We start from the raw sequence: 12,161 nt of genomic DNA on the forward strand, positions 1-12,161 counted from the left end.
ATCAGGCAAACAGGCGGGCAAGTTCGGCGCCCGGGTCGTCGGCGCGCATGAATGCCTCACCGACGAGGAAGGCGTTGACGGCGGCGGCGCGCATCTTGCGCACGTCGTCAGGCGTGAGGATGCCCGATTCGGTCACGACGATGCGGTCATCCGGCATGTGCTTGAGCAGGCCAAGCGTGGTGTCGAGCGAGGTTTCGAACGTGCGCAGGTTGCGGTTGTTCACGCCGACCAGCGGGGTCTGCAGGCGCAGCGCGCGGTCCAGCTCGTGGCCGTCGTGCACCTCCACCAGCACGTCGAGGCCCAGTTCGAGCGCGCACGCTTCGAGTTCGACCATCAGCCCCTGGTCCAGTGCGGCAACGATCAGCAGGATGCAGTCCGCGCCCCACGAGCGCGCTTCGTACACCTGGTACAAGTCGACCATGAAGTCCTTGCGCAGCACCGGCAGCGCACAGGACGCGCGCGCCTCGCGCAGGTAATCGGCGTGGCCCTGGAAGAACTGCTCGTCGGTGAGCACCGATAGGCACGCGGCGCCGTGCTCCGCATAGCTGCGGGCGATGTCGGCAGGGTTGAAGTCCGGGCGCAGCACGCCCTTGGACGGCGAGGCCTTCTTCACCTCGGCGATGACGGCGGCGTGGCCGGCGGCGATCTTCTCGCGGATGACCGTGGCAAAGCCGCGCGGGCCGAGGGCGCTGTCGCTGCGGTTGGCTTCGGCCTCGGCGCGCACGCTGGCCAGGTCACGATGCTTGCGCGCGGCGGCGACTTCTTCGGCCTTCACGGCCAGGATCTTGTTCAGGATGTCGGACATGGTGAACAGGCTTAGGCTTTGAACTGGTTGCTCACGCGCACGAGCTCGTCGAGCTTGGCACGCGCCGCGCCGCTGGCGATGGCCTCGCGCGCAAGCTTCATGCCGTCGCCGATGGAGCCGGCAATGTTGGCGGCATACAGCGCCGCACCCGCATTGAGCGAGACGATCTCGCGCGGCGTGCCCGGCTTGTTTTCCAGCGCGTCGATCAGCATGGCTTTGGATTCTTCCGCATCGGCCACCTTCAGGTTGCGGTTCGACACCATCTGCAGCCCAAAGTCCTCCGGGTGGATTTCGTATTCGGTGACCACGCCGTCTTTCAGTTCCCCGACCAGCGTGGCGGCGCCCAGCGACACTTCGTCCATGCCGTCCTTGCCGTAGACCACCACGGCGTGCTTTGCACCGAGGCGCTGCATGACGCGCACCTGAATACCGACCAGGTCGGGGTGGAACACGCCCATCAGGATGTTCGGCGCGCCGGCGGGGTTGGTCAGCGGCCCCAGGATGTTGAAGATCGTGCGCACGCCCAGTTCCTTGCGGATCGGGGCGACGTTCTTCATGGCCGGGTGGTGGTTGGGCGCGAACATGAAGCCGATGCCGACCGTCTCGATCGACTCGGCCACCTGCTCGGGCGTGAGCATGATGTTCACGCCCAGCGCTTCGAGCACATCGGCACTGCCGGACTTGGAGCTGACGCCGCGTCCGCCGTGCTTGGCGATGCGCGCACCGGCCGCCGCCGCCACGAACATCGAGGCGGTGGAGATGTTGAACGTGTTGGCGCCATCGCCGCCCGTGCCCACGATGTCGACAAAGTGGTCGGACACCTCAGCGGGCACCTCGACCTTGGTGGCGAATTCGCGCATGACGGTGGCGGCGGCCGCGATCTCGCCGATGGTTTCCTTCTTGACGCGCAGCCCCATGGTGAGCGCGGCGGCCATGACGGGCGACATCTCGCCGCGCATGATCAGCCGCATCAGGTGCAGCATTTCGTCGTGGAAGATTTCGCGGTGTTCGATGCAGCGGACGAGCGCTTCTTGCGGGGTGATGGGCATGGTCGTTCGGGATTCAGTTGGAGGACGCCGGGGCCGGGGTTGCCGGCACAGCTTGGCGCAAGGCGCCGATGCGCTCGCGCAAGAGGTCGGCCTCGCATGCGGCTTCAGCCAGGTCGGCATCGGTGGTATTGCGGGCCAGGCGGCGGTGCAGGTCGCATTCGGCCTGCCGGTAGAGCTGGTGGGCGCGCACGGTGCGGTCGAACGCCATGGCGGCGCCTTTGTCCGTGCCGTTGTTGGCCGCGATGCCGGCGCGCAGCGCGGTGCGGCGTGCCGATTCGGCGGAGGCCAGTTCCGCCAGGGCCGCCTTGCGGGCAGCCTGCACGCAGCGCGACACGTCGCCGGCCTCGGGCTGGGCGGCGCGGCAGGCTTCCAGCGTACCGGCCATCGCCGGAAGGCTCGCCATCATCGCGACCGCGATCGCCCATGCGCGGCGCATCAGACGCGTTCCTTCAGGAAATTGGCGAGCAGCGCGTGGCCGTGTTCCGACAGGATCGACTCCGGGTGGAACTGCACACCCTCCACCGGCAGCGTCTTGTGGCGCACGCCCATGATTTCGCCGTCTTCGGTCCAGGCGGTAATTTCCAGGCAGTCGGGCAGCGTTTCGCGCTCAATGGCAAGCGAGTGATAGCGCGTCACCTTGAAATGCCGCGGCAGGTTGGCGAACACGCCCACGCCGGTGTTTTCGATGGTGCTGACCTTGCCGTGCATCACTTTCTGCGCGCGGATCACGCGGCCGCCAAACGCATCGGCAATCGCCTGGTGTCCAAGGCACACGCCCAGGATGGGCACGCGCCCCGCAAAGTGCTTGAGCGCCGGAACCAGGATGCCGGCTTCCGTCGGCGTGCACGGGCCGGGCGACAGGCAGATGCGCTCCGGATTCAGCTTTTCGATCTCTTCGATCGTGATCTCGTCGTTGCGCACCGTGCGCACATCCTGGCCGAGTTCGCCGAAGTACTGGACGATGTTGTAGGTAAAGGAGTCGTAGTTATCGAGCATCAGCAGCATGGTGGTCTCCTTAACCTCAGAAATCGGCGTCGAGGCCGTCTTGCACTTGCTCGGCCGCACGCAGCACGGCGCGCGCCTTGTGTTCGGTCTCCCTCCATTCGGCATCCGGGTCCGAATCGGCCACCACGCCGGCGGCGGCCTGCACATAGAGATTGCCGTCCTTGATGATGCCGGTGCGGATGGCGATTGCCAGATCCATCTCGCCCGAGAACGAGAGATAGCCCACCGCGCCGCCGTAGATGCCGCGCTTGACCGGCTCCAGCTCGTCGATGATCTCCATCGCGCGCACCTTGGGCGCGCCCGACAGCGTGCCCGCGGGGAAGGTCGCGCGCAGCACGTCCATGTTCGTCATGCCCGGTTTCAGGCGGCCCTCGACGGAGCTGACGATGTGCTGCACGTGCGAATACTTCTCGATGACCATCTGGTCCGTCACCTTGACCGAGCCAATCTCGGCAATGCGGCCGATGTCGTTGCGCGCCAGGTCGATCAGCATGACGTGTTCGGCGATTTCCTTCGGGTCGTTGAGCAGCTCGGTGGCGAGTTCTGCGTCGCGCTCGGGCGTGTTGCCGCGCGGGCGCGTGCCGGCCAGCGGGCGGATCGTCACGATGCGGGCGGATTCGTCGGCGCCGTTGCCGTTGGTGGATGCCGGGATGCGGCGCTCTTCCTGGCGCACCAGGATTTCCGGCGATGCGCCGACGATCTGCATGTCGCCGAAGTTGTAGAAGTACATGTACGGCGACGGGTTCAGCGAACGCAGCGCGCGGTACAGCGACAGCGGCGCATCGCGGAACGGCTTGACCAGGCGCTGGCCGATCTGCACCTGCATCATGTCGCCGGCAGCGATGTATTCCTTGGCCTTGAGCACGGCGGTGATGTAGTCCGCCTTGTCGAACTCGCGGATGGTGTCGGTGCGCACCGACGGCGATGTCACCGGCACATCCACCGGCTGGTGCAGCTTGGTGCGTAGGGCGCGCAGGCGCTGCTTGGCGTGCGAATACGCCTCGGGCTTCGACGGATCGGCGTAGACGATCAGGTAGAGCTTGCCGGACAGGTTGTCGATCACGGCCAGCTCTTCGCAGAGCATGAGCTGGATGTCGGGCAGCTGCAGATCGTCGGGCGGGGCGGTTTCGGCCAGGCGGGGCTCGATGAAGCGCACGGCGTCGTAGCCGAAATAGCCGGCCAGGCCGCCGCAGAAGCGCGGCAGGCCCGGGCGCAGCGCCACCTTCTGGCGACGCTCGAAGGCGGCGATGAAGTCCAGCGGGTTGCCCTCGTGCGTCTCGACGACCTTGCCGTCGGTCACGACTTCCGTGCGGTTGCCCTTCACGCGCAGCAGCGTGCGCGCATGCAGGCCGATGAAGGAGTAGCGCCCGAAGCGCTCGCCACCCACCACCGACTCCAGCAGGAAGGTGTTGGTGCCACGGTCGTGCGATTGCGCCAGCTTCAGATACAGCGACAGCGGCGTCTCCAGATCGGCCAGTGCCTCGGCAATCAGCGGGATGCGGTTGTAGCCCTGGTCGGCCAGCGATTTGAATTCGAGTTCGGTCATGAGCGGTCAGATCGATTCGCCGGCACGTGCTATTGCCCGCACCGGCATGCGTTCGCTCCACGGCAAAGCGCGTTGTGCCGTCGGAACGTTAGCAGAACATGAGGGATGGGAACGCGAAACACCATGCGATCCCGCAAGGGCCATCCGCAAGCCGACAGGGCAGTCAACGGAAGACCGGCGGGCGGTCAGCGTTTGGGGCAGGAGATACAGAGGTGGTTCTGGCAGGGTACGCCGAAACCGGGGGAAGAACGATCAGCAGCCGGTCAAACGCTTACGCCCGAGCGAGGGCGTGCCAGGGTCGCCAGGGCCAGGCCCCCCGGTCACCACGAGCGAAGATGCGTTTGCGATTCAGGAACATGGATCGTCAGTTGGAAGCGGCAGAGACGGCGTTGTGGGGCTCCGCATGGGGCCGGATCCACTCGGCTGCCGCAAAAAGTGTGTCGACTATAGCATCGGCTCCGGCGTGCTGTATAGGCTGGCCGTGGTTGTAGCCATACGGCACTGCCAGCACGCGCATGCCGGCGGCGCGGGCCGCGCGGGCGTCGTTTTCCGAGTCGCCGATCGCCACCACTTCGGTCGGATTCACGCCGAAGGCCTCCGCCACACGCAGCATGGGGTACGGATCGGGCTTGCGGTAGGCGAAGGCGTCGCCCGGGTAGACGAGGTCGAAATAGGTGTCCAGGCTGAGCTGCGCCAGCAGCGGTTGCGTGAAGTCGCGTGGCTTGTTCGTCACGCATGCCAGGGCGAGGCCCATGTCGCGCAGTGCCGCCAGCCCTTCACGCACGCCGTCATAGACGCGCACGTACTGGCCGTTGATGGCGATGTACGCGCGCTGGTAGGCATCCAGCGCCTCGGCGAAGCGGCTGTTGGCCTGGGCCGGCGGCAGGCGCGCGTCGAGCACGCGCCGCACGAGGTTCTCCGAACCCTTGCCGACGTAGCTGACGACTTCCTCCACCGGCATGTCCGGCGTGGCGCCGAGCGCCTCAAGCATGGCGTTGATGGCGGCGTGGAAGTCGCCGGCCGTGTCGACCATCGTGCCGTCCAGGTCGACGATGACGGCGCGCACGGGCCTGTGCATCAGGCCCCCACGCCCGCCAGCGCCTGGCGCAGTGCGCCGACCGTGCCGCGGTAGCCGCCGTCCGCATCGGGCTTGCCGAAGACGGCCGAACCGGCCACGAATGTGTCGGCGCCGGCCTGGGCGATCTCGGCGATGTTGTCGGCCTTCACGCCGCCGTCGATCTCCAGCAGGATCTTGCGGCCGCTCTTTTCCTGGTACGCATCGAGCTTCTGGCGCACGGCGCGCAGCTTGTTCAGCGCCTCGGGGATGAACGACTGGCCCCCAAAGCCGGGGTTGACCGACATGATCAGCACCATGTCCAGGCGGTCCATCACGTGATCCAGGTAATGCAGCGGCGTGGCCGGGTTGAAGACGAGGCCGGCCTTGCAGCCGTTGTCGCGGATCAGCGCCAGCGAGCGGTCGATGTGCTCGGACGCTTCCGGGTGAAACGTGATCAGGTCGGCGCCGGCCTTGGCAAAGTCGGGGATGATGCGATCGACCGGGCGCACCATGAGGTGCACGTCGATCGGCACCGGCTTGCCATCCTTTTGTGCGTGCGGCCGGATGGCCTCGCACACGAGCGGGCCGACGGTCAGGTTCGGCACGTAGTGGTTGTCCATCACATCGAAGTGGATCCAATCGGCGCCCGATTCGAGCACGCGGCGCACTTCTTCGCCCAGGCGGGCAAAGTCGGCGGACAGGATGGACGGAGCGATGCGGAAACCGGACGGGTCGATGGCGACAGGCATGATGGAGCGCTGATTGAACGCGGATGCAGGAAGAAGGCCGCCATTTTAGCCGGGTTCAGTGGCCCGGCCGCGCCTTGCCGCTGGTCCGGCCATGCCCCACAATGGGCGCCAATTCTGATTGTGGATCGACATGCCGAGCTACGAACTCACCGTCCAGGTCCGGACGCGCTATCTGCCGGAGCAATCCGAGCCGGAGCAGGGCAACTACGCTTTTGCCTACACCATCACCATCCGCAATACCGGCGACGTGCCGAGCCAGCTGATCTCGCGCCACTGGGTGATCACCGACGCCGATAACCGTGTGCAGGAGGTCAGCGGTCTGGGCGTGGTCGGTCACCAGCCGCTGCTGCCGCCGGGCGAATCGTTCGAATACACGAGCTGGGCGACCATCAACACACCCGTTGGGACGATGCGCGGCGAATACTTCTGCGTGGCCGAGGACGGCCACCGCTTCGAGGCGCCGATCCCCGAGTTTGCGCTGGCAATGCCGCGCATGCTGCACTGATTACGCTGAAGCCTTGGGCGGCTGCGAATCTTCCGGCTTGGCGTCGGTCGATTCCGAAGGACTGGAGCCCGAGCCCTGGCGCGACGGATGCTCGGGGGGCGCACGCAGCGGGCGAGGGTGCTTCTTGGCGCCCGACATCGTCCAGACCACGATGAAGATCAGCAGGAACAGCGCCACACCGGCCTCCAGGCCGAACAGCATCATAGGATGGTTTTCAAAGAATTCGCTCATGATCGACGGCGGGGTGCGCGGATGCGGGGCATTGTAGCCAAGCCCGCCGCCTCGCCGGACAGGATGAAACAGGCATGACAGCAGCAACTCCCGACGTATTGACGCCTGCCCGTGGCACGGCTTCGCGCCGATGGGCCGGCCTGGCCGCCACGCTCGTTGCCGCCCTGCTGGCGGCGTGCACCAGCGGCCCGCCGCCGCGCGTCGAAACGCCGCAGGCCCCCACCGGGACGCTGGGCGGCCATCTGACGCCCGCCACCTGGGCCGACGTGGCGGGCTGGACCGCCGACGATCTCGCCACCGCCTGGCCGGCGCTGCAATCCAACTGCCAGGCGATGAAGCGCCGCGCCGACTGGGCGCGCGTCTGTTCCGCCGGCTTGATGGTCGACGCTGGCGACCCGATCGCCATGCGTGTCTTCTTTGAGGAGAATTTCACGCCGTATCGCGTGGTGAAGGACGACGGCACCGACAGCGGTCTGATCACCGGCTACTACGAACCCCTGCTGCGCGGCTCGCGCTATCGGCACGGGCCGTACCAGACGCCGCTGTATCGCATGCCCGCCGCGTGGCGCGGCAAGACGCTGCCGGCGCGCGCGCAACTGATCCGCAGCCCGGCGCTGCAAGGCCAGGAAATCGTCTGGGTGGATGACCCGGTGGAGGCCGCGTTCCTGCAGATCCAGGGTTCCGGACAAGTCCAGCTGGAAGAGGGCGGCATCATGCGCCTGGGCGTGGGCGGCACCAACAACCAGCCGTTCCGCTCCTTCGCGCGCTGGCTGCTCGACATGGGCGAGATCACGCCTCAGCAGGCCACCATGCAGGGCATCAAGGCCTGGGCGCGGGCCAACCCCGCCCGCGTGGAAGAGATGCTCAACATCAACCCGCGCTACGTGTTCTTTGCCGAAACGCCAGGCAACACCGCCGGCCCGATCGGCAAGCTGGGTGTGCCGCTCACGGATGAGCGCTCGATTGCGGTGGACCCGACGTACATCCCGCTGGGCTCGCCGGTATTCCTGTCGACGACCAAGCCGCTGTCGGCCGAGCCGATCCAGAAGCTGGTGTTCGCGCAGGACGTGGGCTCGGCCATTCGCGGCGCTGTGCGTGCCGACTATTACTTCGGCCACGGCGACGCCGCCGGCGATCTGGCCGGGCGCATGAAGCAGGCCGGCCGCTTGTGGGTGCTGGTACCCAAAGGCGGCAGCGTCGGCGTCGCCGCCCGTTAATTCGCTCACGATCCTACGGCGGGGCCCGCTTGGCTCCGACTTGCCAAATGCGTGTTTGCCATACTGGTTGGTGCACCGCTGTGCTTTCTGAGCCGATCAGGCGCGTTCGCTACGGAGCGTGAGCCCGTTCCAGGGCGCGACCTATCCGCGCCGCAAGTCGACCACGCGGCGCGCCTTGCCGACGGAGCGCTCGATGCCACCGGTGGCCAGGATCTCGATCGCAGCAGTCACGCCGATCAGCGACTTGATGTCATGCGCCAGCTGGCGGCTCGCCGATGCGGCGGCGTCGGCCGGTGCGCCAAGGGCGGCCTCAATGCGCACCGTCAGCGTATCCAGCGGCCCCTCCTTGCCGAGCACGCATTGGTAATGCGGGGACAGCGCCGCGTGCTTGAGGATCAATTCCTCGATCTGTGACGGGAACACGTTCACCCCGCGCACGATCATCATGTCGTCGCAGCGGCCGGTGATCTTTTCCATGCGACGGAAGCCGGGCCGCGCGGTGCCGGGTAGCAGGCGGGTGAGGTCGCGCGTGCGGTAGCGCACCACCGGCATCGCCTCCTTGGTCAGCGACGTGAAGACCAGTTCGCCGAATTCGCCGTCGGGCAGCACGTTGCCGGTGTTCGGGTCGATGATCTCGGGGTAGAAATGGTCCTCCCAGATGGTCGGGCCGTCCTTGGTTTCGGCGCATTCGCTTGCCACGCCGGGGCCCATCACTTCCGACAGGCCGTAGATGTCCACGGCCGACAGCCCCATGCGGGCCTCGATGGCCGCGCGCATCTCGGGCGTCCAGGGCTCGGCGCCGAAGATGCCGATCTGCAGGCTGGATGCGGCGGGGTCCATGCCCTGGCGCTCGAATTCGTCCGCGATCGCGAGCATGTAGCTGGGCGTCACCATGATGATCTGCGGCTCGAAATCACGGATGAGCTGCACCTGCCGCTCGGTCTGGCCGCCGCCGAACGGAATCACCGTCAGACCCGCGCGCTCGGCGCCGTAGTGCGCACCCAGCCCGCCGGTAAAGAGGCCGTAGCCGTAGCTGACGTGGACCTTGTCCCCGCGCCGTGCCCCGGCCGCACGGATCGAGCGCGCGACCAGCCCGGCCCATGTCTCGATATCGGCCAGCGTGTAGCCGACCACCGTGGGTTTGCCCGTCGTGCCCGACGATGCGTGGATGCGCGCAATCCGGTCCTGCGGCACCGCAAACATGCCGAACGGATAGTTCTCGCGCAGATCGCTCTTGGTGGTGAATGGAAATTTGGCCAGATCGGACAGGGAGCCCAGGTCCGACGGGTGCACGCCGGCCGCATCGAACTTGGCCCGGTAGGCGGGCACGTTTTCATACGCGTGAGCCAGGCTGCGTTTCAGGCGTTCCAGCTGCAGTGCCTGGACGGCGTCGCGGCTGGCGGTCTCGATCGGGTCGAGAGGCAGGTCGGTCGAGCGGGGGCGCATGCAGGTCTCCTCCGGGGCGCCGTCGTGCGAACCTGCTTAAGATCGTACTTCGCGTCCCGATCTTGGCCCTGCGATGCGCACCGTACCCATGCACGGTGGCGCCTCTCGGGCCGAGTCGGGCCGCTCGCTACGGATCGTGAACAGGTTCTAGGGCGTCCTCTAATGATGGTGTGCGGTGTCGGGGGTCTTCTATCGCGTCGGACTACGGTTCCGGGCTGCCGGGAACAGGAATGACGTGGCCGCGAATCTGCGCGGACTTGCCGCGGAACATGGCCACCACCTCGTCGTTCTGATTCGACACGCGCACGTCGTAGACCCCGTGCCGGCCGGACAGGACCTGCTCGGCGGCCTCGGCGGTCAGCACGTCCCCGCCCTGCGCGGGCCGCAGGAATTCCACACTGCAGCCCGCCGCCACCGTGTTGTGATTGTGGCTGTTGCACGCAAAGGCAAAGGCGGAATCCGCCAGCGTGAAGATCAGCCCGCCATGGCAGGTGCGGTGCCCGTTGAGGAACTCGGGCCGCACCGTCATCGAGAGGCGGGCGTAGCCGGGCCCGACGGCCTCCAGCCGCATGCCCAGCCAGCGGGTGCAGGCATCGGCGTCATACATGGATCGGCAGGCGGCCTCGGCCAGCGCCTGCGCATCTTGGAGGGCAGTCTCGGTCACGCTGATCCCTTATTCGCCGGTGAAATGCGCCACGCGCTTGTTGAGGAAGGCGTCGACGCCCTCCGCGTAGTCCCTTGATCTGCCCAGTTCCCGCTGCAGATCGCGCTCCAGGTCCAGCTGCGCATCGAGCGATTGCGTGGGCGCGGCGTGCATGGCCCGCTTGATGGCGGCCAGCGCCCGGGTCGGCTGCTTGGCAAGGTGCTCGGCCATCGCGTGCACTTCGGTCATGAGGATCCTGGCGTCGTGGTACACGCCCCAGATGAGGCCCCAAGCCAGCGCCGTCTTGGCGTCGAGCTTTTCCCCCAGCATCGCCAGGCCCATCGCCCGCGCCACCCCGATGCGCTGCGGCAGGAACCACGTCCCGCCCGAATCCGGCAGCAGGCCGATCTTGACGAATGCCTGCAGGAAGCACGCATTCTCGGCCGCCAGCACGATGTCGCAGGCCAGCGCCAGGTTCGCACCCGCACCGGCCGCGACGCCGTTCACGGCGGCAATCACCGGCAGGGGCAGGGCACGCAGGCGGCGCACCAGCGGGTTGAACTGCTCGTCGATGAGTTGGCCCAGGTCGGTCATCTGCCCGGGCGTGAAACTGAGTTCGGAAAGATCCTGCCCCGCGCAGAAGCCGCGTCCGGCCCCGGTCAGGATCAGCGCGCGGGCCTTCTGGCGCTCGACCTTGTCCAGCGCGTCACGCAGTTCGCCGTGCATGGCGGCCGTGAAGCTGTTGAGCTGATCGGGCCGGTTCAACGTGATCGTGGCCACGTGTTCATGCCAGTCGAGCAGAATGCTGGGGCTCGTCATGATCTTGTCTCCTCCTCGGTCATCGGTTCATTGATTAACCGACCGGTTGGTCGGCTAATATTACATCCATTCCAACAGGAGCTTCCATGTCCTACGAAAACATTCTGGTCGAAACGCGCGGTCGTGTTGGTCTTGTTACGTTGAACCGGCCGAAGGCGCTCAACGCCCTCAACGATGCGCTCATGGATGAACTGGGCGCCGCGCTGCTCGCCTTCGATGCCGACGCGAACATCGGCGCCATCGTCATCACCGGCAGCGAAAAGGCGTTCGCCGCCGGCGCGGACATCGGCGCCATGGCCGACTACGACTTCGCCACCGTCTATAGGAATGAATACATCACGCGCAACTGGGAGACCATCCGCCGCATCCGCAAGCCGGTGATCGCCGCGGTGGCCGGCTACGCGCTGGGCGGCGGCTGCGAGCTCGCCATGATGTGCGACATCATCCTCGCCGCCGACACCGCCAAGTTCGGCCAGCCCGAAATCAAGCTCGGCACCATGCCGGGCGCAGGCGGTACGCAGCGCCTGCCGCGCGCCGTATCCAAGGCCAAGGCCATGGACCTGTGCCTCACGGCCCGCATGATGGGCGCCGAGGAGGCCGAGCGCGCCGGCCTGGTCTCCCGCGTCATTCCCGCCGACAAGCTGCTCGACGAAGCCATCCAGGCCGCGGAAACCATCGCTGGCTTCTCCTTGCCCGCCGTCATGATGATCAAGGAGTCCATCAATGCGGCTTATGAGACCACGCTGACCGAGGGCGTGCACCTGGAGCGCCGCCTGTTCCATGCCACGTTCGCCACGGAAGACCAGAAAGAAGGCATGCGCGCCTTCCTCGAAAAACGGGCGGCCGCCTTCAAGCACCAATAAGCAGGGCCGGCGAAGCGTCTCTTCGGGAATACCCGAGTAACTGTCTCGGGTATGCTGGGTGCGGTTTTGGGGCGGCTGGAAAGCCCGCGAGCCAAGCTCTGGACTGGGCTCGCGGGCTTTTTTCATGGCTGCGTCATCAGCGCGTCACGACAAAGGTGTTGCCAAGCTCCGGAAACCCCCCTAATATTCGCCCCTCGCTGCACGACGCAGCGCCGAAACGAAAGCG

Annotated in this window: 14 protein-coding genes; 3 read left to right on the plus strand and 11 right to left on the minus strand. The window is 66.7% G+C overall.

The genetic code is table 11. From position 1 onward, the window contains the following. Position 1: 1 nt before the first annotated feature. From trpC to rpe, 7 genes are all read right to left on the minus strand, one after another. On the minus strand, positions 2–805 hold the full coding sequence (trpC, locus tag A6M56_RS09905) for an indole-3-glycerol phosphate synthase TrpC (RefSeq protein ID WP_045784941.1): 804 nt from the start codon (positions 803–805) through the stop codon (positions 2–4). A gap of 11 nt (positions 806–816) precedes the next feature. After that, a complete protein-coding gene (gene trpD, locus A6M56_RS09910) occupies positions 817–1,854 on the minus strand; it encodes an anthranilate phosphoribosyltransferase (RefSeq protein ID WP_045784940.1) in 1,038 nt (345 codons plus the stop codon). A 13-nt stretch (positions 1,855–1,867) separates the two neighbouring features. Beyond that, complete coding sequence (locus A6M56_RS09915) at positions 1,868–2,290, minus strand: lysozyme inhibitor LprI family protein (protein WP_102080142.1); 423 nt, start codon at positions 2,288–2,290, stop codon at positions 1,868–1,870. After that, complete coding sequence (locus A6M56_RS09920; protein ID WP_045784938.1) at positions 2,290–2,859, minus strand: aminodeoxychorismate/anthranilate synthase component II; 570 nt, start codon at positions 2,857–2,859, stop codon at positions 2,290–2,292. The genes A6M56_RS09915 and A6M56_RS09920 overlap by 1 nt, the downstream gene beginning before the upstream one ends. Positions 2,860–2,875: 16 nt before the next feature. Next, entirely contained in the window at positions 2,876–4,405 is a 1,530-nt protein-coding gene (trpE, locus tag A6M56_RS09925) for an anthranilate synthase component I (RefSeq protein WP_062739486.1), read from the minus strand. Positions 4,406–4,769: 364 nt separating this feature from the next. Next, positions 4,770–5,483 carry a phosphoglycolate phosphatase gene (locus A6M56_RS09930; RefSeq protein WP_045784936.1) on the minus strand — a complete coding sequence of 238 codons (714 nt, stop codon included), beginning with the start codon at positions 5,481–5,483 and terminating at the stop codon, positions 4,770–4,772. Beyond that, positions 5,483–6,211: a ribulose-phosphate 3-epimerase gene (rpe, locus tag A6M56_RS09935; RefSeq protein ID WP_045784935.1), complete on the minus strand. Its 729-nt coding sequence runs from the start codon at positions 6,209–6,211 to the stop codon at positions 5,483–5,485. Before rpe ends, A6M56_RS09930 begins: the two co-directional genes overlap by 1 nt. Before the next feature lie 130 nt (positions 6,212–6,341). Between rpe and apaG the strand changes: the two genes are divergently transcribed. Further along, positions 6,342–6,716 (plus strand): Co2+/Mg2+ efflux facilitator ApaG/CorD, encoded by a 375-nt coding sequence (apaG, locus tag A6M56_RS09940; RefSeq protein ID WP_045787671.1) that lies wholly within the window; start codon positions 6,342–6,344, stop codon positions 6,714–6,716. Here apaG and A6M56_RS09945 read toward each other — a convergent pair whose 3' ends face one another. Beyond that, on the minus strand, positions 6,717–6,947 hold the full coding sequence (locus A6M56_RS09945) for a hypothetical protein (RefSeq protein WP_045787670.1): 231 nt from the start codon (positions 6,945–6,947) through the stop codon (positions 6,717–6,719). 74 nt (positions 6,948–7,021) lie between these two features. Here A6M56_RS09945 and mltA point away from each other — a divergent pair, with 74 nt between their 5' ends. Beyond that, positions 7,022–8,164 (plus strand): murein transglycosylase A, encoded by a 1,143-nt coding sequence (gene mltA, locus A6M56_RS09950; RefSeq protein ID WP_062739487.1) that lies wholly within the window; start codon positions 7,022–7,024, stop codon positions 8,162–8,164. Positions 8,165–8,305: 141 nt separating this feature from the next. On the opposite strand, the gene paaK is transcribed toward mltA, so the two are convergent. From paaK to paaG, 3 genes are all read right to left on the minus strand, one after another. After that, complete coding sequence (gene paaK / locus A6M56_RS09955; protein ID WP_045784933.1) at positions 8,306–9,610, minus strand: phenylacetate--CoA ligase PaaK; 1,305 nt, start codon at positions 9,608–9,610, stop codon at positions 8,306–8,308. A 202-nt stretch (positions 9,611–9,812) separates the two neighbouring features. Further along, positions 9,813–10,280, minus strand: coding sequence for a hydroxyphenylacetyl-CoA thioesterase PaaI (paaI, locus tag A6M56_RS09960; RefSeq protein ID WP_226946993.1), 468 nt, complete (start codon positions 10,278–10,280; stop codon positions 9,813–9,815). Between the two features lie 3 nt (positions 10,281–10,283). Next, complete coding sequence (gene paaG / locus A6M56_RS09965) at positions 10,284–11,072, minus strand: 2-(1,2-epoxy-1,2-dihydrophenyl)acetyl-CoA isomerase PaaG (protein WP_045784931.1); 789 nt, start codon at positions 11,070–11,072, stop codon at positions 10,284–10,286. 86 nt (positions 11,073–11,158) lie between these two features. Here paaG and A6M56_RS09970 point away from each other — a divergent pair, with 86 nt between their 5' ends. Further along, on the plus strand, positions 11,159–11,935 hold the full coding sequence (locus A6M56_RS09970) for an enoyl-CoA hydratase (protein WP_045784930.1): 777 nt from the start codon (positions 11,159–11,161) through the stop codon (positions 11,933–11,935). Positions 11,936–12,161 lie beyond the last annotated feature (226 nt).

Origin of the sequence: Ralstonia sp. RL (assembly GCF_001683835.1) — a bacterium.
Classification (GTDB): Bacteria; Pseudomonadota; Gammaproteobacteria; order Burkholderiales; family Burkholderiaceae; genus Ralstonia; species Ralstonia mannitolilytica.

Coding starts and splice junctions, on each gene's coding strand:
- trpC (WP_045784941.1), bottom strand. CDS start 805: ATGTCCGACATCCTGAACAAGATCCTGGCCGTGAAGGCCGAAGAAGTC.
- trpD (WP_045784940.1), bottom strand. CDS start 1,854: ATGCCCATCACCCCGCAAGAAGCGCTCGTCCGCTGCATCGAACACCGC.
- A6M56_RS09915 (WP_102080142.1), bottom strand. CDS start 2,290: ATGCGCCGCGCATGGGCGATCGCGGTCGCGATGATGGCGAGCCTTCCG.
- A6M56_RS09920 (WP_045784938.1), bottom strand. CDS start 2,859: ATGCTGCTGATGCTCGATAACTACGACTCCTTTACCTACAACATCGTC.
- trpE (WP_062739486.1), bottom strand. CDS start 4,405: ATGACCGAACTCGAATTCAAATCGCTGGCCGACCAGGGCTACAACCGC.
- A6M56_RS09930 (WP_045784936.1), bottom strand. CDS start 5,483: ATGCACAGGCCCGTGCGCGCCGTCATCGTCGACCTGGACGGCACGATG.
- rpe (WP_045784935.1), bottom strand. CDS start 6,211: ATGCCTGTCGCCATCGACCCGTCCGGTTTCCGCATCGCTCCGTCCATC.
- apaG (WP_045787671.1), top strand. CDS start 6,342: ATGCCGAGCTACGAACTCACCGTCCAGGTCCGGACGCGCTATCTGCCG.
- A6M56_RS09945 (WP_045787670.1), bottom strand. CDS start 6,947: ATGAGCGAATTCTTTGAAAACCATCCTATGATGCTGTTCGGCCTGGAG.
- mltA (WP_062739487.1), top strand. CDS start 7,022: ATGACAGCAGCAACTCCCGACGTATTGACGCCTGCCCGTGGCACGGCT.
- paaK (WP_045784933.1), bottom strand. CDS start 9,610: ATGCGCCCCCGCTCGACCGACCTGCCTCTCGACCCGATCGAGACCGCC.
- paaG (WP_045784931.1), bottom strand. CDS start 11,072: ATGACGAGCCCCAGCATTCTGCTCGACTGGCATGAACACGTGGCCACG.
- A6M56_RS09970 (WP_045784930.1), top strand. CDS start 11,159: ATGTCCTACGAAAACATTCTGGTCGAAACGCGCGGTCGTGTTGGTCTT.